27 protein-coding genes and 2 other annotated features (1 of these 29 running past the window's edge) are annotated in these 25551 nt (G+C 42.1%); all 27 genes read right to left on the bottom strand.

Going from position 1 to position 25551, the window contains the following annotated elements; all coding sequences use genetic code 11:
• Positions 1-17 precede the first annotated feature (17 nt).
• Positions 18-851 (bottom strand): 50S ribosomal protein L2, encoded by an 834-nt coding sequence (gene rplB / locus NSQ64_RS00800; protein ID WP_007496314.1) that lies wholly within the window; start codon positions 849-851, stop codon positions 18-20.
• Between the two features lie 28 nt (positions 852-879).
• On the bottom strand, positions 880-1167 hold the full coding sequence (rplW, locus tag NSQ64_RS00795; RefSeq protein WP_003217016.1) for a 50S ribosomal protein L23: 288 nt from the start codon (positions 1165-1167) through the stop codon (positions 880-882).
• Positions 1167-1790: a 50S ribosomal protein L4 gene (gene rplD / locus NSQ64_RS00790; RefSeq protein ID WP_007496312.1), complete on the bottom strand. Its 624-nt coding sequence runs from the start codon at positions 1788-1790 to the stop codon at positions 1167-1169. Before rplD ends, rplW begins: the two co-directional genes overlap by 1 nt.
• A gap of 27 nt (positions 1791-1817) precedes the next feature.
• The gene (gene rplC, locus NSQ64_RS00785; protein WP_007496311.1) at positions 1818-2447 is read right to left on the bottom strand and encodes a 50S ribosomal protein L3; all 630 of its coding nucleotides are present in this window, start codon (positions 2445-2447) and stop codon (positions 1818-1820) included.
• 37 nt (positions 2448-2484) lie between these two features.
• The gene (gene rpsJ / locus NSQ64_RS00780) at positions 2485-2793 is read right to left on the bottom strand and encodes a 30S ribosomal protein S10 (protein WP_003156464.1); all 309 of its coding nucleotides are present in this window, start codon (positions 2791-2793) and stop codon (positions 2485-2487) included.
• Between the two features lie 218 nt (positions 2794-3011).
• Positions 3012-3971: an alpha/beta fold hydrolase gene (locus tag NSQ64_RS00775; protein WP_341014577.1), complete on the bottom strand. Its 960-nt coding sequence runs from the start codon at positions 3969-3971 to the stop codon at positions 3012-3014.
• Between the two features lie 108 nt (positions 3972-4079).
• Positions 4080-5270, bottom strand: coding sequence for an elongation factor Tu (tuf, locus tag NSQ64_RS00770; RefSeq protein ID WP_007496302.1), 1191 nt, complete (start codon positions 5268-5270; stop codon positions 4080-4082).
• A gap of 117 nt (positions 5271-5387) precedes the next feature.
• Positions 5388-7466 (bottom strand): elongation factor G, encoded by a 2079-nt coding sequence (gene fusA / locus NSQ64_RS00765; RefSeq protein ID WP_007496301.1) that lies wholly within the window; start codon positions 7464-7466, stop codon positions 5388-5390.
• A gap of 54 nt (positions 7467-7520) precedes the next feature.
• Positions 7521-7991, bottom strand: coding sequence for a 30S ribosomal protein S7 (gene rpsG / locus NSQ64_RS00760; RefSeq protein WP_003216884.1), 471 nt, complete (start codon positions 7989-7991; stop codon positions 7521-7523).
• Positions 7992-8112: 121 nt separating this feature from the next.
• Positions 8113-8532 (bottom strand): 30S ribosomal protein S12, encoded by a 420-nt coding sequence (gene rpsL, locus NSQ64_RS00755; protein ID WP_003216962.1) that lies wholly within the window; start codon positions 8530-8532, stop codon positions 8113-8115.
• Between the two features lie 113 nt (positions 8533-8645).
• Positions 8646-8894 (bottom strand): 50S ribosomal protein L7ae-like protein, encoded by a 249-nt coding sequence (locus tag NSQ64_RS00750; RefSeq protein WP_008345416.1) that lies wholly within the window; start codon positions 8892-8894, stop codon positions 8646-8648.
• A gap of 146 nt (positions 8895-9040) precedes the next feature.
• Positions 9041-12640 (bottom strand): DNA-directed RNA polymerase subunit beta', encoded by a 3600-nt coding sequence (rpoC, locus tag NSQ64_RS00745; protein ID WP_007496298.1) that lies wholly within the window; start codon positions 12638-12640, stop codon positions 9041-9043.
• A 61-nt stretch (positions 12641-12701) separates the two neighbouring features.
• Positions 12702-16283 (bottom strand): DNA-directed RNA polymerase subunit beta, encoded by a 3582-nt coding sequence (rpoB, locus tag NSQ64_RS00740; RefSeq protein ID WP_024718298.1) that lies wholly within the window; start codon positions 16281-16283, stop codon positions 12702-12704.
• Between the two features lie 255 nt (positions 16284-16538).
• Positions 16539-17144 carry a class I SAM-dependent methyltransferase gene (locus NSQ64_RS00735; protein ID WP_007496296.1) on the bottom strand — a complete coding sequence of 202 codons (606 nt, stop codon included), beginning with the start codon at positions 17142-17144 and terminating at the stop codon, positions 16539-16541.
• Between the two features lie 96 nt (positions 17145-17240).
• Positions 17241-17606, bottom strand: coding sequence for a 50S ribosomal protein L7/L12 (gene rplL, locus NSQ64_RS00730; protein ID WP_008345418.1), 366 nt, complete (start codon positions 17604-17606; stop codon positions 17241-17243).
• A gap of 42 nt (positions 17607-17648) precedes the next feature.
• The gene (gene rplJ / locus NSQ64_RS00725) at positions 17649-18149 is read right to left on the bottom strand and encodes a 50S ribosomal protein L10 (RefSeq protein WP_003217048.1); all 501 of its coding nucleotides are present in this window, start codon (positions 18147-18149) and stop codon (positions 17649-17651) included.
• A gap of 69 nt (positions 18150-18218) precedes the next feature.
• Positions 18219-18359, bottom strand: a sequence feature (ribosomal protein L10 leader region).
• A gap of 46 nt (positions 18360-18405) precedes the next feature.
• Entirely contained in the window at positions 18406-19104 is a 699-nt protein-coding gene (gene rplA, locus NSQ64_RS00720) for a 50S ribosomal protein L1 (RefSeq protein WP_017359164.1), read from the bottom strand.
• A gap of 99 nt (positions 19105-19203) precedes the next feature.
• Positions 19204-19629, bottom strand: coding sequence for a 50S ribosomal protein L11 (gene rplK / locus NSQ64_RS00715; RefSeq protein WP_003216956.1), 426 nt, complete (start codon positions 19627-19629; stop codon positions 19204-19206).
• A 171-nt stretch (positions 19630-19800) separates the two neighbouring features.
• Positions 19801-20334: a transcription termination/antitermination protein NusG gene (gene nusG / locus NSQ64_RS00710; protein ID WP_003217197.1), complete on the bottom strand. Its 534-nt coding sequence runs from the start codon at positions 20332-20334 to the stop codon at positions 19801-19803.
• Positions 20335-20505: 171 nt separating this feature from the next.
• Positions 20506-20682, bottom strand: coding sequence for a preprotein translocase subunit SecE (secE, locus tag NSQ64_RS00705; RefSeq protein ID WP_008345422.1), 177 nt, complete (start codon positions 20680-20682; stop codon positions 20506-20508).
• A 34-nt stretch (positions 20683-20716) separates the two neighbouring features.
• The gene (gene rpmG / locus NSQ64_RS00700) at positions 20717-20866 is read right to left on the bottom strand and encodes a 50S ribosomal protein L33 (RefSeq protein WP_008356502.1); all 150 of its coding nucleotides are present in this window, start codon (positions 20864-20866) and stop codon (positions 20717-20719) included.
• A gap of 76 nt (positions 20867-20942) precedes the next feature.
• On the bottom strand, positions 20943-21599 hold the full coding sequence (gene sigH, locus NSQ64_RS00695; protein WP_008345424.1) for an RNA polymerase sporulation sigma factor SigH: 657 nt from the start codon (positions 21597-21599) through the stop codon (positions 20943-20945).
• Between the two features lie 63 nt (positions 21600-21662).
• A complete protein-coding gene (gene rae1 / locus NSQ64_RS00690) occupies positions 21663-22175 on the bottom strand; it encodes a ribosome-dependent mRNA decay endonuclease Rae1/YacP (protein WP_007496285.1) in 513 nt (170 codons plus the stop codon).
• A gap of 2 nt (positions 22176-22177) precedes the next feature.
• Positions 22178-22927 carry a 23S rRNA (guanosine(2251)-2'-O)-methyltransferase RlmB gene (gene rlmB, locus NSQ64_RS00685; RefSeq protein ID WP_017359163.1) on the bottom strand — a complete coding sequence of 250 codons (750 nt, stop codon included), beginning with the start codon at positions 22925-22927 and terminating at the stop codon, positions 22178-22180.
• Positions 22911-23342: a Mini-ribonuclease 3 gene (locus NSQ64_RS00680; RefSeq protein ID WP_341014569.1), complete on the bottom strand. Its 432-nt coding sequence runs from the start codon at positions 23340-23342 to the stop codon at positions 22911-22913. The genes rlmB and NSQ64_RS00680 overlap by 17 nt, the downstream gene beginning before the upstream one ends.
• A 3-nt stretch (positions 23343-23345) precedes the next feature.
• On the bottom strand, positions 23346-24746 hold the full coding sequence (gene cysS / locus NSQ64_RS00675) for a cysteine--tRNA ligase (protein ID WP_024718297.1): 1401 nt from the start codon (positions 24744-24746) through the stop codon (positions 23346-23348).
• A complete protein-coding gene (gene cysE, locus NSQ64_RS00670) occupies positions 24743-25396 on the bottom strand; it encodes a serine O-acetyltransferase (RefSeq protein ID WP_017366453.1) in 654 nt (217 codons plus the stop codon). Before cysE ends, cysS begins: the two co-directional genes overlap by 4 nt.
• An 81-nt stretch (positions 25397-25477) precedes the next feature.
• Positions 25478-25551 (bottom strand) — a binding site (T-box leader) (it continues 156 nt past the right edge of the window).

Below are 25551 nucleotides of genomic sequence, written 5' to 3'. Positions count from 1 at the left end.
AACCGTAGACAACCCCGTTACTTGTTTTTACGACGACGTACAATGAATTTATCAGACTTGTTGGTTTTCTTACGAGTCTTGAATCCAAGAGTCGGTTTACCCCATGGAGACATTGGTGATTTACGTCCGATTGGAGCGCGTCCTTCACCACCGCCGTGTGGGTGATCGTTAGGGTTCATTACAGAACCACGAACTGTTGGGCGTACGCCTTTCCAGCGAGAACGTCCAGCTTTACCGATGTTGATTAGTTCGTGTTGTTCGTTTCCAACTTGACCGATAGTCGCACGGCAAGCAGAAAGGATCATGCGTACTTCACCAGAGTTCAAACGTACAAGAACGTATTTACCTTCTTTACCTAGAACTTGAGCAGAAGTACCAGCAGAACGAACTAATTGTCCACCTTTACCTGGTTTTAATTCAATGTTATGCACAACTGTACCAACTGGGATGTTGATAAGTGGAAGAGCATTACCTGGTTTGATGTCAGCTTCTGGTCCAGAAGTAACTTCAGTACCAACTTGGATTCCTTTCGGAGCAAGAATGTAACGTTTCTCACCATCTGCATAGTTTACAAGAGCGATGTTCGCTGAACGGTTTGGATCATACTCGATTGTAGCAACGCGTCCAGGTATACCGTCTTTATCACGCTTAAAGTCGATGATACGGTATTGACGTTTGTGACCGCCACCTTGATGACGAACAGTCAATCTACCTTGGTTGTTACGTCCGCCTTTTCTGTGAAGCGGTGCAAGCAACGATTTTTCTGGTTTGTCAGTCGTGATTTCAGCAAAATCTGAAGTAGTCATGCCACGACGACCATTACTGGTTGGTTTATACTTTTTAATCGCCATTTTGAATTTCCCTCCTTCTTTTTAAGATTTACGCTTCAAAAATTTCGATTTCTTTGCTGTCAGCAGTTAATTTCACGATCGCTTTTCTGCGACGGCTAGTCATACCAGTGTAGCGTCCAACGCGTTTTGATTTACCTTTGTAGTTTTGAACGTTGACTTTCTCAACTTTCACTCCAAAGATTTCTTCAACAGCGTCTTTCACTTCTGTCTTGTTAGCTCTGACATCAACTTCGAACGTGTACTTCTTCTCTGTCATTAGATCAGCAGAACGTTCAGTAATGATAGGGCGCTTTAGAACATCACGAGGATCTTTCATTATGCAAGTCCCTCCTCTACTTTTTCAACCGCTGCTTTAGTGATCAGAAGTTTGTCGTGGTTGACAACGTCAAGAACGTTGATACCGTTAGCTTCAACAACTGTTACTCCAGGGATGTTACGAGCAGATAAAGCAACTGTTTCGTTTGCATCCGCAGTGACGATCAACGCTTTCTTCTCAACAGATAACCCTTTAAGGATGCCTGCGAATTCTTTCGTTTTCACTGCATCAAGAGTAAGATCTTCAAGAACGATGATGTTGTTGTCGATTACTTTAGAAGACAATACTGACTTGATAGCCAAGCGGCGAACTTTTTTAGGTAATTTATAAGAATAGCTGCGTGGTGTTGGACCGAATACGATACCGCCTCCGCGCCATTGTGGTGAACGGATAGAACCTTGACGAGCACGACCTGTACCCTTCTGTCTCCAAGGTTTACGACCTCCGCCACGTACTTCAGAACGAGTTTTTACTTTGTGAGTTCCTTGACGTAAGGAAGCTCTTTGCATAAGAATAGCATCGAATACTACGCTTTCGTTTGGCTCAATTCCAAACACAGAAGCGTTTAATTCGATTTCACCGTTAGTAGAACCGTTTTGGTTAAATAATGCTACTTTTGGCATGACTTGTTTCCTCCTTTCCTAAGAGAGTTATTTAGTTTTAACTGCACTCTTTACAGTTACTAGAGATTTTTTAGCTCCTGGTACGTTACCTTTGATCAAAAGAAGATTGCGTTCTGCATCAACTTTAACGATCTCAAGATTTTGGACAGTGATTTGCTCTCCGCCCATACGTCCTGGAAGAAGTTTACCTTTGAATACTCGGTTTGGATCAACAGGTCCCATTGAACCAGGACGACGGTGGTAACGTGAACCGTGAGTCATTGGTCCGCGTGATTGTCCGTGGCGTTTGATAGCCCCTTGGAATCCTTTACCTTTTGATGTTCCTGTTACATCTACGATATCTCCATTTGCGAAAATATCAACTTTGACTTCCTGACCAACTTCATACGCATCTAACTCCACACCGCGTAATTCTTTTACGAAGCGCTTAGGAGCAGTTTCCGCTTTAGCAACGTGGCCTTTCTCTGGTTTGTTAGAAAGCTTCTCACGTTTGTCATCAAAACCGATTTGGATTGCTTCATAGCCATCCGTGTCAGTAGTCTTCTTCTGAAGAACAACGTTAGCAGCAGCCTCAACAACAGTTACAGGGATAAGATCACCGTTTTCTGCGAATACTTGCGTCATACCAATTTTTCTACCTAAGATTCCTTTGGTCATTCGTCACACCTCCTATAATATGTGTTTTCTATTTGAATTAAAGTTTGATTTCGATATCTACACCGGATGGTAAATCTAAACGCATAAGTGCATCAACTGTTTGCGGAGTTGGATTCACGATGTCGATTAGACGTTTGTGAGTACGCATCTCGAATTGCTCACGAGAATCTTTGTACTTATGCACCGCACGAAGGATTGTGTAAACTGATTTTTCAGTTGGAAGCGGGATTGGACCAGATACACTAGCACCAGAACGCTTAGCCGTTTCAACAATCTTCTCAGCAGATTGATCAAGAATTCTATGATCATATGCTTTTAAACGAATACGAATTTTTTGTTTTGCCATTATTTTCCCTCCTTTTCGCCTACTTACGTTAGACAGTTCTCCGTGAGAAAAACCTGATCACCTTGCCATGGCAAAGCGGCCGGGTGTGTCAGCAACCTCTCACTTCATCGCAGTCAAAGACCAACATGCACTATTGTAACAAATTGGCCTGCGTGTTGCAATAATAAATCGGATAAATTTATGATTTGCACACTTTTCATATTATACAGGGGTTCAGCCTATAAATCAAGCTTTCCCTGAAGATGATGTGTAGCTGTCTTCCTGACGATACGAATAAATTCTTCTGGCTCTTCAATATGCGGAGAATGCGCAGATTCTTTAAAAGTAAACCACTCTTTTATTGGTGCTGTAAGTTGATCAACATATGGTTTTGATACAGCAGCTGGTGTAATCATGTCATGTTCCCCGATGATAAAGTAGCAGGGTATTAATATAGAAGAAACTCGGTATTGAATGCTTTCGTTCATCAGCTCGTCCCACAGCATATCCTGGCTATACTTCTGTCCCATAAGGAATTTCCACTTATCTTTTAGCTGATAATGCTTACTAACGAGAAATGCATACAGCATTTGAAAAAGTGGCTTCCACCTATGCGTGAGCCCTACTTTTGCGAACTCTTTGTATAGAGAGAACAAAGCATGAGCAGAGGTGCGTTTCCAAGGGGGTGGTGTCAGCAATCTTAGACACCTAGTGAAGAAATGCTTGCCTTGATATTTTTTTAGAAGAAGTTCGTACGATACAATATCCTCTTTTAATACATCAACCACCTGACTAATTCCATAATAGGCATGATACAAATCTGGTCGTTTATGTACAGCTTGTATCGCAATTAATGATCCCCATGAATAACCCGCAATGTATATTTTCGTTTGATCATTATAAGAAAGCAGTTTTTCTGTAAGCTCAATCGTATCCTCTACGAATTGCCCAATGGTCATAGAAGACTCAGGAATGTTTTTTTGATAAGACAGTCCTGCACCGCGCTGGTCCCAATGAACAACAGTGAAGTCTTGATCAAGTTCCTTATGAAAGGAATCGATATAACTCATTTGAGCTGAGCCTGGGCCACCGTGTAAAAATAATAAAACAGGTTTTGTTTTTTCTGCTTGATCTTCTTTTATCATAATCCATTGATCAAGCCCGCCAATCGGCCACTTTTTCAACATTGTCTTCGCCATTCCAGTGATCCTCTCGGTTCCATTTAGATTCTATAGCTTATAGTAGCCGTTATGCACTGGAAAAGCAAAAAAAGAGACCCTTTTGCAAGGAGTCTCTTTTAACTGTTATTACTTAATGATAGTAGAAACGACGCCAGAACCTACAGTACGTCCACCCTCACGGATAGAGAAACGAGTTCCTTCTTCGATAGCGATAGTAGAGATAAGTTCAACTTCCATCTCAGTGTTATCGCCAGGCATTACCATTTCAGTACCTTCTGGAAGATGTACGATACCAGTTACGTCAGTTGTACGGAAGTAGAACTGCGGACGGTAGTTAGTGAAGAATGGAGTATGACGTCCACCCTCTTCTTTAGAAAGTACATAAACTTCAGCTTTGAAACGGCTATGTGGAGTGATTGTACCTGGTTTAGCAAGTACTTGACCACGTTGGATATCTTCACGAGATACACCACGAAGTAGTGCACCGATGTTGTCACCAGCTTCAGCATAGTCAAGAAGTTTACGGAACATTTCAACACCTGTAACAGTTGTTTTACCGTTTTCTTCTTGAAGACCGATGATTTCAACTTCGTCACCGACTTTAACTTGTCCACGCTCAACACGACCAGTAGCAACTGTTCCACGACCAGTGATTGAGAATACGTCCTCAACTGGCATCATGAATGGCTTCTCAGTGTCACGCTCTGGAGTTGGGATGTACTCATCAACCGCATCCATAAGTTCGAAGATTTTTGCTTCGTAATCAGCATCACCTTCAAGAGCTTTAAGAGCAGAACCTTTGATAACTGGTACATCGTCACCAGGGAAGTCATAGTCAGAAAGAAGGTCACGAACTTCCATTTCAACAAGTTCAAGTAACTCTTCATCGTCAACCATGTCACATTTGTTAAGGAATACTACGATGTAAGGAACACCTACGTTACGAGAAAGTAGGATGTGCTCACGTGTTTGTGGCATTGGACCATCAGCAGCAGATACTACTAAGATCGCGCCGTCCATTTGAGCAGCACCAGTGATCATGTTTTTAACATAGTCAGCGTGTCCTGGGCAGTCTACGTGTGCATAGTGACGAGTTTCAGTTTCATACTCAACGTGTGCAGTTGAGATTGTGATTCCACGCTCGCGCTCTTCTGGAGCACCATCGATTTGGTCATAAGCCATAGCTGTACCTTTACCAGATTTCTTATGAAGAACTGTTGAGATAGCAGCAGTTAGAGTTGTTTTACCATGGTCAACGTGTCCAATTGTACCAATGTTAGCATGCGATTTGGAACGGTCGAATTTTTCTTTAGCCATTCTAAAAATCCTCCTTAAAGGTTCATTGTATTTGGTATGAGTGATAGAAAGTGAAGAGTTACCTCTCACTTTCTGATCTTCAATAGTAGTTATACTTTAGTTTAAAGGCAAAATCAATTATTCACCTTTATTTTTTTTGATGATTTCTTCACTGATGCTCTTAGGCACTTCTTCGTAGTGATCCATGTGCATAGTGAAAGTACCGCGTCCTTGTGTGTTAGAACGGAGTGCAGTTGCATATCCGAACATTTCAGAAAGTGGAACCATAGCGCGAACAACTTGAGCGTTACCGCGAGCTTCCATACCTTCTACACGTCCACGACGAGATGTGATATCACCCATGATGTCTCCCATGTATTCTTCTGGGATAACGACTTCTACTTTCATCATTGGCTCAAGTAGAACTGGGTTACATTTGCTGACAGCATTTTTCAATGCCATAGATGCAGCAATTTTAAACGCCATTTCGTTAGAGTCAACATCGTGGTAAGATCCATCGAATAATTTTGCTTTGATATCGATTAATGGGAATCCAGCTAATACACCATTTTCTAGTGAATCTTCAAGACCTGCTTGAATTGCTGGAATGTATTCACGTGGAACAACCCCACCGACGATTGCATTTGTGAATTCGAAGCCTGCTCCTTCTTCGTTTGGTTCGAATTCGATCCAAACGTGTCCGAACTGACCGCGTCCACCAGACTGACGTACGAATTTACCTTCAACTTTTGCACTAGAACGGAATGTTTCACGGTACGCAACTTGAGGAGCTCCTACGTTAGCTTCAACCTTGAACTCACGCTTCATACGGTCAACAATGATATCAAGGTGAAGCTCACCCATACCAGAGATGATCGTTTGACCAGTTTCAGTGTTTGTTTGTGTACGGAATGTTGGATCCTCTTCAGCTAGTTTAGCTAAAGCGATACCCATTTTATCTTGGTCAGCCTTAGATTTAGGCTCGATAGCTACATCAATAACTGGCTCTGGGAATTCCATAGACTCAAGGATAACAAGATTTTTCTCGTCACAAAGAGTATCACCAGTAGATGTATCTTTAAGACCAACAGCTGCTGCGATATCCCCTGCATATACAGTAGAGATTTCTTCACGGCTGTTTGCGTGCATTTGAAGGATACGTCCAACACGCTCACGCTTGTTCTTAGAAGAGTTCTTCACGTAAGAACCAGAATCAAGTGTTCCAGAGTATACGCGGAAGAAAGTTAGTTTCCCAACATAAGGGTCAGTCATAACTTTAAATGCAAGAGCTGCGAATGGTGCGTCATCAGTAGACTCACGTACAACCTCTTCATTTGTATCTGGCAATGTACCTTTGATTGCAGCAACATCAGTTGGTGCAGGAAGGTAGTCAAGCACAGCGTCAAGTACAAGCTGAACACCTTTGTTTTTGAAAGCAGATCCAACAAGAACTGGGTAGAATTCAACATTCAAAGTTCCTTTACGGATTGCAGCTTTCAATTCAGGAATTGTGATTTCTTCACCCTCAAGGTATTTTTCCATAAGCTCTTCATCAAGCTCAGCGACAGCTTCAATCAAGCTGCTGCGAAGCTCTTCAGCTTTGTCTTTATACTCAGCAGGGATTTCTTGTGCATCAGAGCGAGTTCCAAGGTCATCTTCGTAGAAGTATGCTACGTTTTCTACAAGGTCGATGATTCCTTCGAATTGATCTTCAGCGCCGATCGGCAATTGAATTGCATGAGCGTTCGCTTGAAGACGATCTCTTAATGTGCTTACAGAATAAAGGAAGTCCGCACCGGTTTTATCCATTTTGTTAACGAATACGATACGAGGTACTCCGTAAGTTGTTGCTTGGCGCCAAACTGTTTCAGTTTGAGGCTCTACACCTGATTGTGCATCAAGAACAGCAACCGCACCATCAAGTACACGTAAAGAACGTTCAACTTCAACAGTGAAGTCTACGTGTCCTGGTGTATCAATGATGTTTACACGGTAACCTTTCCATTGTGCTGTAGTAGCAGCAGAAGTGATTGTAATACCACGTTCTTGCTCCTGCTCCATCCAGTCCATTTGTGAAGCTCCTTCGTGAGTTTCACCAATTTTATGGATACGACCAGTGTAGTACAAGATACGCTCAGTCGTTGTCGTTTTACCGGCATCGATGTGAGCCATGATACCAATATTACGAGTTTTGTCTAAGGAGAACTCTCTTGCCATTGGGTAATTTCTCCTTCCTTATTAGGGAATAGTTTTTTTAGTTTGGTATAAATCCTACCAGCGGTAGTGAGCGAATGCTTTGTTCGCTTCTGCCATTTTGTGTGTATCTTCACGTTTCTTAACAGCAGCACCAGTGTTGTTAGCTGCGTCAAGGATTTCGTTAGCAAGACGCTCTTCCATCGTTTTTTCTCCACGAAGACGAGCGTAGTTTACTAACCAGCGAAGACCTAAAGTCGTACGACGATCTGGGCGAACTTCTACAGGAACTTGGTAGTTAGCTCCACCTACACGACGTGCTTTAACTTCAAGAACTGGCATGATGTTTTTCAAGGCTTGTTCGAAAACCTCCATCGCTTCATTACCAGTACGTTCTTTGATGATATCAAATGACTTGTAGAGAATAGTTTGTGACTTTCCTCTTTTACCGTCGATCATCATTTTGTTGATCAAACGAGATACAAGTTTAGAATTGTAAATTGGATCTGGCAAAACGTCTCTTTTTGCTACAGGACCTTTACGTGGCATCTGAATAGCCTCCCTTCTCTTTTAAAAGGATTTCTATCTGTCTTTCATCTCAATTTCATTGCCAGCTGCCTGACTCCACTGATCTGAACTCAACTTCTAAAAACCCTTATGTTTGTTTATATTATTTGCTTTGTTTAGGGCGTTTTGTTCCGTATTTAGAACGTCCTTGCATACGACCGTCAACTCCGGCAGTATCAAGCGCACCACGAACGATGTGGTAACGTACACCCGGTAAGTCTTTTACACGTCCGCCACGGATAAGTACTACACTGTGCTCTTGTAGGTTATGTCCGATACCAGGAATGTAAGCTGTTACCTCAATCAGGTTAGACAAACGTACACGAGCATATTTACGTAGTGCTGAGTTTGGTTTTTTCGGTGTCATTGTACCGACACGAGTACAAACCCCGCGCTTCTGTGGAGATGTTACGTTAGTGTGCTCTTTTTTGAAACTGTTGTATCCTTTGTTAAGTGCAGGAGACTTTGAGTTTTCAACTTTACTCACGCGTCCTTTGCGTATTAGCTGATTAATTGTAGGCATGTTGTTATTCCTCCCTTCATTACTTTTTTTATAACCCACATACCCAGGTGGTTCATCAAAAGGCAAAAAACAATGCTTTTGCATTTTAAGCATGCAAAAACAAAACAAGTACGCTATAACATAATGGCAACAGCTGCTGCCCCAACTTCAATTCCGCAGGCCTTGCCGAGCTTTTTCATGGAATCTACCACTAAAATGTCTACACCCTTCTCTTGCGCTAGTTTCATTACACTAGCGGTTAAAGCAGGATCAGCATCTTTCGCTACGACGATTTCCTTCACTGAATCTCGTTTCAGAGCTTTTACTGTTTGCTTCGTACCAATAATAATGGATTGAGCCTGTGATACTTTATCATAAGACATCGAATATCCTCCAAAGTAACAGGTTTTATTTTGAGCACCTTGGTTATATTATCATCATGGCAGAAGGATGTCAATATCGTTTGACAGATAATCTTGACATCCTTCACTATTTTTTGATGATTTTTATAGAAATCTTAAGAGAAAGATTACTCTACAGGAACCATATCGTCAGACGGCTGCACTTGTGAAACCGGCTTAACTTTACGGTAGTTTGGCATTCCAGTTCCAGCAGGAACAAGTTTACCAATGATGACATTCTCTTTCAAGCCAAGCAGTTCATCACGTTTTCCTTTGATCGCCGCATCTGTTAGGACACGAGTCGTTTCTTGGAAGGATGCTGCAGACAAGAATGAGTCTGTTTCAAGCGATGCTTTTGTAATACCAAGAAGAACTGGACGGCCTGTTGCAGGACGTTTGCCTTCGAATAGTACTTTTTTGTTCGCTTCTGTGAATTGGTGTACATCAAGAAGTGTGCCTGGTAATACATCTGTATCCCCTGCATCAGCGACACGCACTTTACGAAGCATTTGGCGAACCATTACTTCTACGTGCTTATCTCCGATTTCTACCCCTTGCATACGGTATACTTTTTGTACTTCATGAAGCAGATATTCTTGAACAGCTGTCATGTCAGTCACTTTAAGAAGTTCTTTCGGATCGATTGAACCTTCTGTCAGTACTTGACCACGAGTGACTTTGTCACCTTCAACAACTTTCAGACGTGCATTGTAAGGAGCTGTGTAAGAGCGAGTTTCAACTTCGCCTTGAACCACAATTTCCTGTTGCTTGTCACGAACATCGTTAATTTCAGCAACGACACCATCAATTTCAGAAATGGTTGCCTGCCCTTTCGGATTACGCGCTTCAAATAACTCTTGGATACGAGGTAAACCTTGAGTGATATCGTCTCCTGCTACCCCACCGGTGTGGAACGTACGCATTGTAAGCTGTGTTCCTGGCTCACCGATCGATTGTGCAGCGATGATTCCAACTGCTTCACCGACTTCAACGTCAGTACCAGTTGCAAGGTTACGGCCGTAGCATCGTTTACATACACCATGAGGCGTGTTACATGTAAATGCAGAACGGATCCATACTTCCTCGATTCCTGCTTCAACTACTTCAAGTGCTTTATCTTCATCAATTAGTTCGTTTTCGCCAACAATGACTTCGCCCGTTTCAGGATGAACAATTGGTTTTCTTGCAAAACGTCCGATAAGACGTTCTTCAAGTTTCTCAATAATTTCATTTCCTTCTTTAATGGACTTCGCCAAGATTCCACGGTCTGTACCGCAATCTGTTTCACGGATGATAACATCCTGCGCAACGTCAACGAGACGACGCGTGAGGTAACCTGAGTCAGCTGTTTTAAGAGCTGTATCGGCAAGACCTTTACGCGCTCCGTGAGTAGAAATAAAGTATTCCAATACGGTTAAACCTTCACGGAAACTAGATTTGATCGGAAGTTCAATGATACGTCCAGCCGGGTTGGCCATCAGACCACGCATACCAGCCAGCTGAGTGAAGTTAGATGCGTTACCACGCGCTCCAGAGTCACTCATCATGTAGATAGGGTTGACTTCATCAAGGGACTTCATCAGTTTACCTTGGATGACATCTTTAGAAGAACTCCAGATCGAAATGACTCTCTCGTAACGCTCTTCTTCAGTAATCAAACCACGTCTGAATTGCTTCATGACGTTATCTACTTTTGCTTGCGCTTCTTCGAGGATCTTCTGTTTATCATCTAATACGACGATATCAGACACCCCAACCGTAATACCCGCTTTAGTAGAGTATTTGAAACCAAGATTTTTCATGCGGTCAAGCATTTTAGATGTCTCAGTGATATGGAATCTCTTAAAGATTTCCGCAATGATTTTACCTAAAATACCTTTTTTGAACGGCGCATTGATTTCTTGTTTCTCGATCGCAGCTTTGACATCTTCTCCTTTTTCAAGGAAGAAGCGGTCAGGCGTTTTTTCTTCAATATTGCTCTTTGTCGGCTCATTCATGTAAGGGAATGATTCCGGTAAGATTTCGTTAAAGATTAGTTTTCCAACTGTTGTAATCAACAATTTAGAACGCTGTTCATCAGTGAATGTCACATTCTTCAACGAGTTAGCTGCAACAGCTACACGTGTATGAAGATGCACATACCCATTTTGATAAGCTAGAAGGGCTTCGTTCGTATCTTTGAAGACCATACCTTCTCCGATAGCACCTTTACGCTCAAGTGTAAGGTAGTAGTTACCTAGCACCATATCCTGAGATGGCGTAACAACAGGTTTTCCATCTTTCGGGTTCAAAATGTTTTGAGCAGCAAGCATTAAGATACGAGCTTCAGCTTGAGCTTCAGCAGATAATGGTACGTGAACCGCCATTTGGTCACCATCAAAGTCAGCGTTGTAGGCAGTACATACAAGTGGATGCAGACGAATTGCGCGTCCTTCCACAAGTGTAGGTTCAAACGCTTGAATACCAAGTCTGTGAAGAGTTGGTGCACGGTTTAGTAAGACTGGATGCTCACGAATCACTGATTCTAAAACATCCCAAACTTCCGGCTGCACGCGCTCAATCTTACGTTTCGCGCTCTTAATGTTGTGAGCTAATCCTTTTTCAACAAGCTCCTTCATCACGAATGGTTTGAATAGTTCAAGAGCCATTTCTTTCGGAAGTCCACACTGATACATTTTCAAATGTGGTCCAACGACGATAACGGAACGTCCAGAATAGTCAACACGTTTACCAAGCAAGTTTTGACGGAAACGCCCTTGTTTCCCTTTCAGCATGTGAGAAAGAGATTTCAATGGTCTATTTCCTGGTCCTGTTACTGGTCGGCCTCTACGTCCATTATCAATCAAGGCATCGACAGCTTCTTGAAGCATACGCTTCTCGTTCTGAACGATGATGCTTGGCGCGCCAAGATCTAATAAACGTTTCAGACGATTGTTACGGTTGATGACACGACGATAAAGGTCGTTCAAGTCAGAAGTAGCAAAACGTCCGCCATCAAGCTGAACCATCGGACGTAATTCTGGTGGAATAACCGGAAGTACATCAAGGATCATCCAAGACGGTTTGTTTCCTGAGTTACGGAAAGCTTCCAACACTTCAAGGCGTTTGATCGCACGTGTACGACGCTGTCCTTGAGCTGTTTTCAGCTCTTCTTTGAGTGTATCTACTTCTTTCACAAGATCGATATCTTGAAGAAGTTTGTTAATTGCTTCTGCACCCATAGCTGCTTGGAAGGTGTTACCGTATTTATCTAAATAAGCACGGAATTCTTTCTCAGAAAGAAGTTGTTTCTTCTCAAGCGGTGTGTTGCCCGGATCAGTCACGACGTAAGAAGCGAAGTAAATCACTTCTTCTAACGCACGTGGTGACATATCTAGAACAAGACCCATACGGCTTGGGATACCTTTGAAATACCAAATGTGGGAAACTGGGGCAGCCAGTTCGATATGCCCCATTCTCTCACGACGGACTTTTGCCCGTGTTACTTCTACACCACAACGGTCACATACAACACCCTTATAACGAACGCGTTTATACTTTCCACAATGACATTCCCAGTCTTTTTGCGGTCCGAAGATACGTTCACAAAAGAGACCATCTTTTTCCGGTTTCAGTGTACGATAGTTAATCGTTTCAGGCTTTTTCACTTCACCAAAAGACCAAGAACGGATTTTATCAGGTGATGCGAGACCGATGTTCATATACTCAAAATTGTTCACATCTAGCAAGGGGCCTACCTCCCTTTTAATCTTCGGGTTATACCCTAGTCACTTGCTCTAATCGTTTCTGCTATTCTTTTGTGACTGCGTCACGTTCAAGATCGACAGGTGCGAGGTCTGCAGCATCTTCGTCATTAGATAACGCTAATCCGTCTGCTTTCTTCGTTTCCTCATCGTCTTCTAAATCTCTCATTTCTATCTCTTCTTCATCGCCAGATAGGATTTTCACATCCATACCTAAACTTTGAAGTTCTTTAATTAATACTTTGAATGATTCAGGGACACCTGGTTCAGGTACGTTATCCCCTTTGACGATCGCTTCGTATGTTTTCACACGACCCACAACGTCATCCGATTTTACAGTTAAGATTTCTTGAAGTGTATATGCTGCACCGTAAGCTTCAAGTGCCCATACTTCCATCTCTCCGAAACGCTGTCCACCAAACTGTGCTTTACCGCCCAGTGGCTGCTGCGTAACAAGTGAGTATGGTCCAGTTGAACGAGCGTGAAGTTTATCGTCAACCATGTGAGCCAGTTTGATCATGTACATGATTCCGACTGATACACGGTTATCGAATGGTTCACCAGTTCGACCGTCATAAAGGACTGTTTTCGCATCACGGGACATACCTGCTTCTTCAAGCGTTTCCCAAACATCTTCCTCACGCGCACCATCAAATACTGGTGACGCAATGTGGATGCCTAGGTAACGTGCAGCCATACCCATATGAAGCTCAAGTACCTGACCGATGTTCATACGAGATGGTACCCCTAGAGGGTTTAACATGATATCAATCGGTGTTCCATCTGGAAGATACGGCATATCTTCTTCTGGAAGAATCTTAGAGATAACACCCTTGTTACCATGTCGTCCGGCCATTTTGTCACCTTCAGAAATTTTACGCTTCTGAACGATGTATACACGGACTAACTGGTTAACACCTGGTGGTAATTCATCTCCATCTTCACGGTTAAAGACTTTGACATCGTGGATGATTCCGCCGCCGCCGTGTGGTACACGTAGAGACGTATCACGTACTTCACGAGCCTTTTCACCGAAGATTGCATGTAATAGACGTTCTTCAGCTGTTAGTTCTGTTACACCTTTAGGCGTTACTTTCCCGACAAGAAGATCTCCGTCTTTTACTTCTGCACCAATACGGATGATTCCACGCTCGTCAAGGTTGCGTAAAGCATCTTCCCCAACGTTTGGAATATCACGCGTAATTTCTTCTGGTCCAAGCTTTGTATCACGAGCTTCTGATTCATATTCTTCAATATGAATAGAAGTGTAGACGTCATCTTTTACAAGGCGCTCACTCATAATGATCGCATCCTCATAGTTGTAACCGTCCCAAGTCATGAAGCCGACCATGACGTTACGTCCTAGAGCCAATTCACCTTTTTCCATAGAAGGACCGTCTGCAAGGATTTCTCCTTTGACGACTTCATCTCCAACACTTACAATTGGGCGCTGGTTGTAGCAAGTCCCTTGGTTAGAGCGGACAAATTTCAGCAAGCTGTATTTGTCTAGGTTTCCTTTGACTTGTTGTCCGTCAACGTCTTCATAACGGCGAACCCAAATATTCTTCGCTTCAACACGTTCTACAACACCTGGGTAACGACAGATCACAGCAGCACCAGAGTCTTTACCTGATACATACTCCATACCTGTACCAACAATCGGTGATTCCGGCTGCATCAAAGGCACAGCCTGACGTTGCATGTTCGCTCCCATTAGAGCACGGTTAGAGTCATCGTTTTCTAAGAATGGGATACATGCTGTCGCTGCAGAAACAACCTGCTTCGGCGAAACGTCCATGTAGTCAACGCGGTTTCGAGGAACAACGGTGTTTTCCCCTCTGAAACGAGCGATAATGTTATCATCGATAAACGAACCATCATCAGCTAGCAGAGCGTTCGCTTGTGCTACAACGTAGTTATCCTCTTCATCAGCGGTTAAGTAATCGATTCTCGGCGTCACTTTACCTGTTTCAGGATCAACCCGACGGTAAGGTGTTTCGATAAATCCGAAGCGGTTCACTTTCGCAAATGAAGATAGAGAGTTGATCAAACCAATGTTTGGACCCTCTGGTGTTTCAATCGGACACATACGACCATAGTGAGAATAGTGAACGTCACGAACTTCCATTCCTGCACGCTCACGTGTCAAACCACCCGGTCCAAGCGCTGATAGACGACGTTTGTGTGTCAATTCAGCAAGCGGGTTTGTTTGATCCATGAACTGAGAAAGCTGAGAGCTACCAAAGAACTCTTTGATAGAAGCGATCACAGGACGGATGTTGATCAGCTGCTGAGGTGTGATCGTGTTCGTGTCTTGAATCGACATTCTTTCACGAACAACACGCTCCATTCTGCTTAAACCAATACGGAATTGGTTTTGCAGAAGTTCACCTACAGAACGCAGACGACGGTTACCAAGGTGATCGATATCATCTGTGTCACCTACTCCATGAAGCAGGTTAAAGAAGTAACTGATTGAAGCAATGATGTCAGAAGGCGTGATGTTCTTCACAGCTTCCTCTACATATGCATTACCAATCACGTTGATCACTTGCTCGCCTTCTTGATCAGTTGGTGCATAAATCTTGATAGATTGAAGTTCTACTTCATCCTCTACTACGCCACCGTTTGGATAAAGCTTTCTAAATCCGATGCCGTTTTCTAAGTATGGAAGAACTTTATCAAGCACTCTTCTATCTAAAATTTGACCTTTTTCTGCTAGGATTTCACCTGTTTCAGGATCAACTAGCGTTTCAGCCAATTTTTGATTGAATAGTCTATTTTTAATATGAAGCTTCTTATTAATCTTGTAGCGTCCAACATTTGCTAAGTCATATCTCTTCGGATCAAAGAAGCGAGAGTCTAGCAAGCTTTTCGCATTTTCAACAGTTGGCGGCTCTCCGGGACGAAGACGCTCGTAGATTTCGAGAAGTGCTTTATCGGCATTCTCTGTATTGTCTTTTTCCAACGTGTTGCGTAAGTATTCATTCTCGCCAATGAGGTCAAGAATCTCTTGATCAGAGCTGAAGCCGAGAGCACGCAAAAGAACCGTAACCGGCAACTTACGTGTGCGATCGATGCGTACATAGACTACATCCTTCGCATCAGTTTCGTATTCTAACCATGCGCCACGGTTTGGAATGACAGTCGCAGTAAAACCTTTTTTACCGTTTTTGTCTACTTTACCACTGAAATATACACTTGGAGAACGTACTAACTGAGAAACGATTACACGTTCCGCACCATTAATGATAAAAGTACCTGTGTCTGTCATGATTGGGAAATCACCCATAAACACATCTTGGTCTTTTACTTCTCCAGTTTCTTTGTTAATTAAACGAACTTTTACTCTTAGTGGAGCAGAGTAAGTTACATCACGTTCTTTTGATTCTGCTACAGGATACTTAGGATCCCCTAGGCTGTAATCAATGAATTCAAGAGAAAGGTTACCAGTAAAATCCTCAATTGGGGATATATCTTGAAACATCTCTCTAAGACCCTCATCAAGAAACCACTGATAAGAAGAGGTTTGAATTTCAATGAGATTTGGTAATTCTAACACTTCGCTTATGCGTGCGTAGCTTCTGCGCTGGCGGTGTCGTCCATACTGAACTAGTTGACCTGTCAACTGATTCACCCCTCAAATCATGCGTATTATATGTGTAAAAAGTATTTCTGTCTTTCAAATGTCAGTAAAGAAATACTTTTACAAGACAAAAGAAAAAAGGGTTTCTAAAATAAGAAAACCACATCCAAAAACAAATACCGATTTTATTAGTTTTCCCAAGTATGCATAATTTATACAAAATAGTTGTTTTTTAAGCCTATCAAGCAAAATATACACATTGGCATTTTATAATGTTAACACAGCTAGGAAACTGCGTCAAACTTTTTTAGCTTTGATAATATAGTAGCCCTTTTTTTTCATAACGACCGTCACTTCTCCAAAAAGCTGCTCTAATTTCTCAATCGCAGATGGTCCACCTTGTTTTTTCTGAATAACCACCCACAACTCACCTTCCGGCAATAAATGATCAGCACTTTTTTCAAAGATCGCATGTACTACTTTCTTCCCTGCCCGTATTGGGGGATTGGTCAGTATAGAGGCAAAAGCAGCTGATGAATGAACATTCGAGAACAAATCACTTTGATAGATGCGGACATTATCAATGCGATTATGCTTAGCGTTTTCCTTTGAAAGTTCGACTGCTCTTTCGTTCACATCAATCATATGAATGGTGCGGCCTGTCATTTCGTTTGCTAACGATAAGCCGATCGGTCCATAACCGCAACCGACATCTAAGACGTCGCCATCCAAGTCAGGTTCTTCAAAAGCTTCAATTAAAAGCCTCGAACCATAGTCGACTTCTTTCTTAGAAAACACTCCACTGTCACTTGTAAAAGTAAAGCTACGGTTTCTCAAGGTGAAGTCCCATGTCTGTTTATTGCTTTTCACTGATGGCTTTTCCGTATAATAGTGGTCACTCATGGTGAATGGACCTCCTCTGGATTCAATCGTTTCAGGAGATAAGAAAAGAAAAAGCCCGCCAGTAAAAGCGAGCTTTCCCAAAAGATTAGGCGAAGATTACTTAACTTCTACAGAAGCGCCAACTTCTTCAAGCTTAGCTTTAAGTTCTTCAGCTTCTTCTTTAGCAATACCTTCTTTAAGTGGTTTTGGAGTGTTGTCAACAAGTTCTTTAGCTTCTTTCAAGCCAAGACCAGTGATTTCACGAACCACTTTGATAACTTTGATTTTTTGGTCTCCAGCACCAGCAAGTACTAGATCAAAATCAGTTTTTTCTTCAGCAGCAGCACCGCCACCAGCAGCTACAGCTACAGGAGCAGCAGCAGTTACGCCAAATTCTTCTTCGATTGCTTTTACTAAGTCGTTTAACTCAAGTACAGTTGCTTCTTTAACTGAAGCAATGATTTCTTCGATATTTAAAGCCATTTGTAATTCCTCCATTTTAAGTTTTTTTACGTCAAGTACGCATTAAGCGCCTTGTTCTTCTTTTTGATCTGCAACTGCTTTAGTAGCAAGAGCAAGGTTACGAACTGGAGCTTGAAGAACGCTAAGCAACATAGAAAGTAAGCCTTCGCGAGACGGAAGTTCCGCAAGAGCCTTCACTTCTTCTACAGTCGCTACGTTTCCTTCGATAACACCAGCTTTGATTTCTAAAGCTTCGTGGCTTTTCGCAAATTCGTTGATGATTTTCGCAGGTGCGATAACATCTTCGTTACTGAATGCGATAGCGTTTGGACCTGTTAAGAAATCGTTTAAACCCGTTAGTTCAACTTGTTCAACTGCACGGCGAGTCAAAGTATTTTTGTAAACTTTGAATTCTACGCCAGCATCACGAAGCTGTTTACGAAGTTCAGTCACTTCAGAAACTGAAAGACCGCGGTAATCTACGATTACAGTAGACATACTGTCTTTAAATTTAGAAGTAATTTCATCAACGACAACTTTTTTAGTATCGATTGCATTGCTCATGGTTACACCTCCTGTACATTCTTTGTGTAACACTTATACCGATCAGGCCATCACGTTCCTAACGAACGGTTCTCCATATAAAAAGCCTCCATTAAGACATGGAGGCTGTATATACAAGCATACGTTAACGTAAGACTGTGACATATACACCTCGGCGGGTTAATTAAGCCATAAGGCCCCTGCTGTCTACGGTATAAATGATTATTCTATTTTACAACATTTTGATATTATCAAAACGGTTGTGATAAGTCAAGAATTATTTTGCAGAGAAAGAAGATGGGTCCACTTTCACGCCAGGGCCCATAGTAGATGTAACAGAAACGTTTTTCACGTATACACCTTTAGCCGCTGCAGGTTTTGCTTTAAGGATTGTGTCATAGATTGTTGCAAAGTTCTCAACAAGCTTTTCGTCCTCGAAAGAAACCTTTCCGATTGGCGCGTGGATGTTACCAGCTTTATCAACGCGGTATTCTACTTTACCAGCTTTGATTTCATTGATTGCTTTTTCTACTTCGAAAGTTACAGTTCCTGTTTTAGGGTTTGGCATAAGACCTTTTGGTCCAAGTACACGACCGATCTTACCAACTTCACCCATCATGTCAGGTGTCGCAACGATTACATCGAATTCGAACCAGCCTTGTTGGATTTTAGTGATGTAATCAGAATCTCCAACGTAGTCTGCTCCAGCAGCTTCTGCTTCTTTTGCTTTTTCGCCTTTAGCGAACACAAGAACGCGTTGAGTTTTACCAGTTCCGTTAGGAAGTACAACTGCACCGCGGATTTGTTGATCGTTTTTACGAGGGTCTACGCCCAAACGAAAAGCAACTTCTACAGTCGCATCAAATTTCGCTGTATTTGCTTTTTTTGTAAGAGAAACAGCTTCAGCAACATCATACGCTTTTGTACGATCGATTAGCTTAGCAGCTTCTACATACTTTTTACCTTTTTTAGCCATTATAAAAATCCTCCTTATGTGGTTTTAGCGGAATAACCTCCCACGAATAAGGGTTGCGAACTTGTCAAAACCAAACTCGCAACCCAACAAGACAAAAAATTAATCTTCGATGACAATACCCATACTGCGTGCAGTACCTTCAACCATGCGCATAGCTGATTCAACGCTAGCAGCGTTTAAGTCAGGCATTTTTGTTTCCGCGATTTCGCGTACTTTATCACGCTTAACAGTTGCCACTTTATTACGGTTAGGTTCACCAGAACCAGACTCAATACCAGCTGCTTTTTTAAGTAATACTGCAGCAGGTGGAGTTTTAGTAATAAATGTAAATGAACGGTCTTCAAAAACCGAAATTTCAACAGGAATGATAAGACCAGCTTGGTCAGCTGTACGAGCGTTAAACTCCTTACAGAATCCCATGATATTAACACCGGCTTGACCTAGTGCAGGTCCAACTGGTGGAGCTGGGTTAGCTTTTCCAGCAGGAATTTGCAATTTAACAACTTTTACTACTTTTTTAGCCACGAGACACACCTCCTTAAAGTCCGTGATGTGGTAATAGGGGAATCCCCCTCCCACTCAACAACTTCATTCTTTATATGAATGACGAAATAACTAGCTAGCGATCTTGAGCGAACTCAAGACGTACCTTTGCTATATTACCACTTCTATACACTCATTTCAAGCTCTTTTAAATTACAATTTATCGATCTGTGTGAACTCAAGTTCCACAGGAGTTTCTCTACCAAACATATTAACGAATACTTTGACTTTGCTTTTATCATAATCAATCTCTTCGATAGAGCCTGTGAAGTTAGCAAATGGTCCATCGATGACCTTGACTGTTTCTTTTAGTTCAAAGTCGATTTCTGTCTTGCGCTCTTCAAGTCCCATTCTCTTCAGAATGGTTTCCGCTTCGCCAGGTAATAACGCTGTCGGCTTAGAGCCTGATCCAGCTGATCCAACGAATCCTGTCACACCTGGTGTATTACGAACGACATACCAAGAATCGTCAGTCATGACGATTTCTACTAGCACATATCCAGGGAATACTTTCTTTTTCACTACTTTTTTCTTACCGTTTTTAATGTCCGTTTCTTCTTCTTCTGGTACAACAACGCGGAAAATTTTATCCTGCATGCCCATTGATTCAACACGCTTTTCCAAGTTCGCTTTCACTTTGTTCTCATAGCCAGAGTACGTATGCACAACATACCAATTCTTTTCCATTTTCGTTCAGGACTATTTAGTCCTTCCCTCCCCACATTTCGTAATGTCTATTTGACGAATCTCGAGTACCGGTAAATATTTTCAAGCAATTGAAAAAACCCGTAAAACGGGTTTTTTGGCAAGTCATATTATGATCTATTATAGCACGTTCAGCAGACCATTATTCAAGTATTAATGAATTAATTCGATTAATTGTGAGATTCCTATATCAAGAAAAGAGAAAAAGATGGCAAAAAATACGACTGTTAAAATAACAGTGATCGTGTAGCGGACCATTTCGTTTTTCTTTGGCCAGCTGACCTTTTTCATTTCTTTCCCGACACTTTTTAAGAAACTGATAATACGCATGTAAAAGACCTCCACAGATTAAAGAACGCAAATCCTACTTCGTTTCTAAATGTGTTTTATGTGAATTACAAGTCTTGCAATATTTCTTAACTTCTAATCTTTCAGCTGCTGAAGCAACACTTTTCATTGTCGTATAATTGCGGCTTCCGCAGTCTTTACAGGCTAGAGTAATCTTTTTCCTCATATTTACACCTATTTTCTCGACATCATTTCCTTAGTACCTTATCACAGTGTCGAAAAAGCTGTCAATATAGGTTTGATTAGAGACTGATCTCGCGCAGCTCTAAATATTTCTCTAATTTTCTCTTTACTCTTTGGAGTGCGTTATCAATTGATTTCACATGACGGTTTAAATCTTCAGAAATCTCCTGATAGGACCTGCCATCAAGATAAAGCACAAGTACCTTTCTTTCCAGCTCGCTTAGTAATTCACCCATTTTCATTTCAATATCATCAAATTCTTCTTTGCTAATGATTAAATCTTCTGGGTTAAGCGCTTTAGCACCGGAAATGACGTCCAATAATGTTCTGTCCGATTCTTCATCGTATATCGGCTTGTCTAATGATACATAGGAATTTAACGGGATATGTTTTTGGCGAGTAGCTGTTTTAATTGCGGTGATAATTTGGCGGGTAATACATAATTCTGCAAAAGCCTTAAATGAAGTTAGCTTGTCCTCTCTGAAATCGCGGATAGACTTATAAAGTCCGATCATCCCCTCTTGGACAATGTCCTCTCGATCCGCTCCAATCAAGAAATAAGATCTTGCTTTCGCACGTACAAAATTGCGGTATTTCGTTATTAAATAATCTAGCGCATCACTATCTCCGACATGAACCCTTTCAATGACTTGTTCATCTTCCAACTGGCAAAATTGCTCTCTGATGGACTTACCCTTGCTGTTGTTTAGATTCACTTCGATCCCCCCGACCGCACCTAGATAGAAATATTATACAATAATGGTTGAAATATCGTCAAGCTATTCCAAGTTTCCCCGCCGCCATTTTTCAAACGTTTTCAATACATCTTCTGACAATTCAATTTTGGATGCTGGTTTATCAGAAGTAATCTTTTTGACACGTGTTTCAATCTTTCGTTCAATCACTTCTATCTCTCTTAAGAGCTCTCGTGCTGACTTACGAAGTGCACCCTGTCCAAAAATCGCCCATTGTTCTGTATAATCAGAGGTCGCCACATGAATTTGCGTCCGAATGTTATTTAAGTCTTGTGCCAGTTTTTCAATCCGCTCATCAGCCGTTTCATTTTCTCTTGTAAAGATGACCTCTACTCGGTGGTTTGTCCGCTTCTTTTCGATTCCTTTGACCATATGGGCATCGAATACGACAATGACTCGATACCCTGTATATGCTTGATATTCTGCTAAATGTTGAATCAGCACGTCTCTGGCTTCTTCAAAGCTGTTTTCTTTTAAGTGCTGCAAACGAGGCCATGCACCTATCATGTTGTATCCATCGACTAAGAGGATGTCCATCTCTATTCTCCTAACGGATAACGTTTTCGATACACTTCATACATCAATAGACTAGCGGCAACTGATGCATTTAATGAAGTGACCTTCCCGGCCATTGGCAATTTAATCAAGAAATCACATTTTTCCTTAATCAATCGGCCAATACCTTTTCCTTCACTGCCGATGACAAGAGCGAGAGGCATCGTGCCATCAAATTGTCTGTAGTCCTGCTTCGCAGATGCATCTGTTCCTGCGACCCAGATTCCTCTTTCTTTCATTTCATCAAGAGCTCTGGAAAGATTGGTTACTTTTGCGACCGGGATATGTTCAATGGCTCCAGTAGATGCTTTCGCAACAGTTGTCGTCAAGCCTACCGCTCGTCGTTTTGGAATGACGATTCCATGTGCACCAACAGCATCGGCCGTACGCATGATCGACCCTAAATTGTGCGGATCTTCAATTTCATCTAAGATGATGAAAAATGGTTGTTCATTCCGCTTTTCAGCAATTTGATACAAATCGTCCAATTCTGCATATTCATATGCTGCTACTTGTGCAACGATTCCCTGGTGCTGACCTGTTACCATCTGATCAAGCTTTTTCCTCGGAACATACTGAATGGTGATATTTTGCTTTTTCGCGAGTTCAATGACCTGCTGGGCTTGTCCTTTTACAGTGTTTTCTGCCATCCAGAGCTTGTATAACTCCCGATCTGACTTCAGTGTTTCAATCACTGCATTTTTCCCAATCACATAATCATGTTGCTGACTCATTTGTCTTCCTCCCTGACGTTCCGATTTCAATCGCCTGACTAATCAACTCTTCTAAGCGTTCGTCCTGCTTCTCAATAAATAAATAACCCATGAGCGCTTCAAACGCTGTACTATAACGATACGTTTGAACGTCTGTGTTTTTAGGCACTGTGCCTGATTTTGCATTTCTTCCTCTTTTCAGCACCGCTTCTTCCGCTTCTGTGAAAAAGCCCTTCTGCTGAAGCACAAATAAAATAGCGGCCTGAGATTTAGCTGAAACGATTTTACTTGCACGTTTATGAAGCTCATTTGGTTTGGTCGCCCCCGTTTGGAGGAGGTGATGCCTCACGTATACTTCAAAAATGGCATCACCCATATAAGCAAGTGCAAGTCCGTTCAACTGTTTTCCGTCTTTCAGCTTTTCAAAATTCAACATGACCTATTCTCCTCTTTTCCAGCGCGTACCTTGAGGAGTGTCCTCCAATACAATATTCATGCTCTTTAACTGGTCACGAATTTGATCAGACAATGCGAAGTCACGATTCCTTCTAGCTTCATTCCGCTTCTCAATTAATGCTTCTACCTCTTCGTCAAGCGTGTGCTTTTCTTCTAGTGAGAAGCCGAGGACGGATGTGATTTCTTGGAACAAGCCAATAAATGCCTTGATCACTTCCTCGGAAGTATGATCATTTTCCATATAGTAATTCGCTTGTTTCGCTAGTTCAAATAAAACAGAGATGGCATTTGCCGTATTGAAGTCATCATTCATTTCAGAAATAAATGTCGCTCGCTGCTCTTCAATCTTTGTCAACCATTCAGTGTTATCTTCTGTGATATTCGTGCTGCTTTCAAGGCGATGATGTAAATTAGCATACGACGTTTTGAGTCGGTTAAACGCACTCTTTGTACTCTCTAGTAAGTCCATTGAGTAGTTAATTGGATGACGGTAGTGAACCGACAACATAAAGAATCGAAGGACGTCAGGATCTTGTTCTTTCACAATGTCATGCACGAGCACAAAGTTGCCTAGTGATTTTGACATTTTTTCATTCTCAATATTAATATATCCGTTATGCATCCAATACTTTGCAAAAGGTTTGCCTGTCAAAGCCTCAGATTGAGCGATCTCATTCTCGTGATGAGGGAACGTTAAATCCTGTCCGCCAGCATGAATGTCAATCGTATCGCCTAAATACTTTTTGACCATCGCAGAACACTCGATGTGCCAGCCTGGACGCCCTTCGCCCCACGGGCTATCCCAAGAAATCTCCTGATCCTTTGCGGCCTTCCATAATGCAAAGTCGAGTGCATCCCTTTTCTTTTCACCTACACGAATACGGGCACCTGTCTTTAATTCATCAATCGATTGGTGAGACAGTTTTCCGTAGCCTTCAAATGAGCGTGTGCTGTAATACACGTCACCATCTGCCTCATAGGCGTAGCCTTTTTCAATCAATGTGGCGATAAACGCAATGATATCATCCATATTTTCTGTCACTCGTGGGTGAAGGTCTGCTTTTTTGCAGCCTAATGCACTGACGTCCTCAAAGTATGCTTGGATAAATCGATCAGCAATCGTTGGGACATCTTCGCCTAATTCATTTGCTGCTTTGATGAGTTTATCATCCACATCAGTAAAGTTGGATACGAAATTCACATCATAGCCGCTATATTCTAAATACTTACGTACCGTGTCATATACAATGGCCGGTCTTGCATTCCCGATATGAATGTAGTTATACACGGTTGGTCCGCATACATACATTTTGACCTTTCCTGGTTCAAGTGGGACAAACTCTTCCTTCTTACGTGTCAATGTATTATAAATATTGATTGTCATGATTGTTCTTCCTTTCTGCTCAATGAAGCCAGCTCACGTTTTAGCTTTTCCATTTCTCGCTCCAATTCTTTGAAACGATCAGAAACTGGATCTGGCAAATCTTGATGATTGAGATCACGATTGATTTTCTTTCCATTTTGAACGACCACTCGCCCAGGTATACCTACAACAGTGGAATGGTCTGGTACGTCTTTTAACACAACAGACCCCGCACCAATCTTGGACCCTTTTCCAACGGTAATGGAACCGAGCACCTTAGCACCAGTCGCAATCAAGGCATCGTCCAAAATGGTTGGATGCCGCTTTCCCTTTTCTTTCCCTGTTCCCCCTAATGTCACGCCTTGGAAAACAGTGACGTTATCGCCAATTTCACATGTTTCCCCAATCACGACGCCCATGCCGTGATCAATAAAGAACCGCCGGCCGATGGTTGCTGCTGGGTGAATCTCAACCCCTGTGAAAAACCGGCTGACCTGAGAAATGATCCGCGCAAGAAAATACAGCTTACGCTTGTAAAATGCATGCGCAACACGATGAGCCCAAATCGCATGAAGCCCTGAATAGGTTAGCACTACTTCAAGATAGCTTCTAGCAGCAGGATCTTGATCAAACACAGTATCAATATCTTCTTTCAGCATTTTGAAAAACACATGCTCCCCCCGTTCTTCCCCATCAATCTCTCTTAGGACTTGCTCTCTTTTTTGGACAAATAAAAAACGCCTCTGCCATATGACAGAGACGTTTTGAAAACGCGGTTCCACTCTGTTTAGAAAGCCCTCGTTTCGCAGCCTTCTCAACTTCATCC

Source organism: Bacillus sp. FSL W8-0183 (assembly GCF_038006825.1).
GTDB classification, from domain to species: Bacteria; Bacillota; Bacilli; order Bacillales; family Bacillaceae; genus Bacillus; species Bacillus altitudinis.
This window is presented reverse-complemented; position numbering and strand designations above follow the sequence as displayed.

Excerpts from the sequence above, each read along its gene's own strand:
- cysS (WP_024718297.1), bottom strand. The coding sequence starts at position 24,746 with ATGACAATCAATATTTATAATACATTGACACGTAAGAAGGAAGAGTTT.
- secE (WP_008345422.1), bottom strand. The coding sequence starts at position 20,682 with ATGCGTATTATCAGTTTCTTAAAAAGTGTCGGGAAAGAAATGAAAAAG.
- NSQ64_RS00735 (WP_007496296.1), bottom strand. The coding sequence starts at position 17,144 with ATGAGTGACCACTATTATACGGAAAAGCCATCAGTGAAAAGCAATAAA.
- rpmG (WP_008356502.1), bottom strand. The coding sequence starts at position 20,866 with ATGAGGAAAAAGATTACTCTAGCCTGTAAAGACTGCGGAAGCCGCAAT.
- rplB (WP_007496314.1), bottom strand. The coding sequence starts at position 851 with ATGGCGATTAAAAAGTATAAACCAACCAGTAATGGTCGTCGTGGCATG.
- rlmB (WP_017359163.1), bottom strand. The coding sequence starts at position 22,927 with ATGAGTCAGCAACATGATTATGTGATTGGGAAAAATGCAGTGATTGAA.
- rplC (WP_007496311.1), bottom strand. The coding sequence starts at position 2,447 with ATGACCAAAGGAATCTTAGGTAGAAAAATTGGTATGACGCAAGTATTC.
- NSQ64_RS00680 (WP_341014569.1), bottom strand. The coding sequence starts at position 23,342 with ATGTTGAATTTTGAAAAGCTGAAAGACGGAAAACAGTTGAACGGACTT.
- nusG (WP_003217197.1), bottom strand. The coding sequence starts at position 20,334 with ATGGAAAAGAATTGGTATGTTGTGCATACGTACTCTGGCTATGAGAAC.
- rae1 (WP_007496285.1), bottom strand. The coding sequence starts at position 22,175 with ATGGACATCCTCTTAGTCGATGGATACAACATGATAGGTGCATGGCCT.
- rplD (WP_007496312.1), bottom strand. The coding sequence starts at position 1,790 with ATGCCAAAAGTAGCATTATTTAACCAAAACGGTTCTACTAACGGTGAA.
- rpsG (WP_003216884.1), bottom strand. The coding sequence starts at position 7,991 with ATGCCACGTAAAGGTCCTGTAGCAAAAAGAGACGTTTTGCCAGATCCA.
- rplA (WP_017359164.1), bottom strand. The coding sequence starts at position 19,104 with ATGGCTAAAAAAGGTAAAAAGTATGTAGAAGCTGCTAAGCTAATCGAT.
- rplJ (WP_003217048.1), bottom strand. The coding sequence starts at position 18,149 with ATGAGCAATGCAATCGATACTAAAAAAGTTGTCGTTGATGAAATTACT.
- NSQ64_RS00750 (WP_008345416.1), bottom strand. The coding sequence starts at position 8,894 with ATGTCTTATGATAAAGTATCACAGGCTCAATCCATTATTATTGGTACG.
- rpsJ (WP_003156464.1), bottom strand. The coding sequence starts at position 2,793 with ATGGCAAAACAAAAAATTCGTATTCGTTTAAAAGCATATGATCATAGA.
- NSQ64_RS00775 (WP_341014577.1), bottom strand. The coding sequence starts at position 3,971 with ATGGCGAAGACAATGTTGAAAAAGTGGCCGATTGGCGGGCTTGATCAA.
- rpsL (WP_003216962.1), bottom strand. The coding sequence starts at position 8,532 with ATGCCTACAATTAATCAGCTAATACGCAAAGGACGCGTGAGTAAAGTT.
- rplL (WP_008345418.1), bottom strand. The coding sequence starts at position 17,606 with ATGGCTTTAAATATCGAAGAAATCATTGCTTCAGTTAAAGAAGCAACT.
- fusA (WP_007496301.1), bottom strand. The coding sequence starts at position 7,466 with ATGGCAAGAGAGTTCTCCTTAGACAAAACTCGTAATATTGGTATCATG.
- tuf (WP_007496302.1), bottom strand. The coding sequence starts at position 5,270 with ATGGCTAAAGAAAAATTCGACCGTTCCAAATCGCATGCTAACATTGGT.
- rplW (WP_003217016.1), bottom strand. The coding sequence starts at position 1,167 with ATGAAAGATCCTCGTGATGTTCTAAAGCGCCCTATCATTACTGAACGT.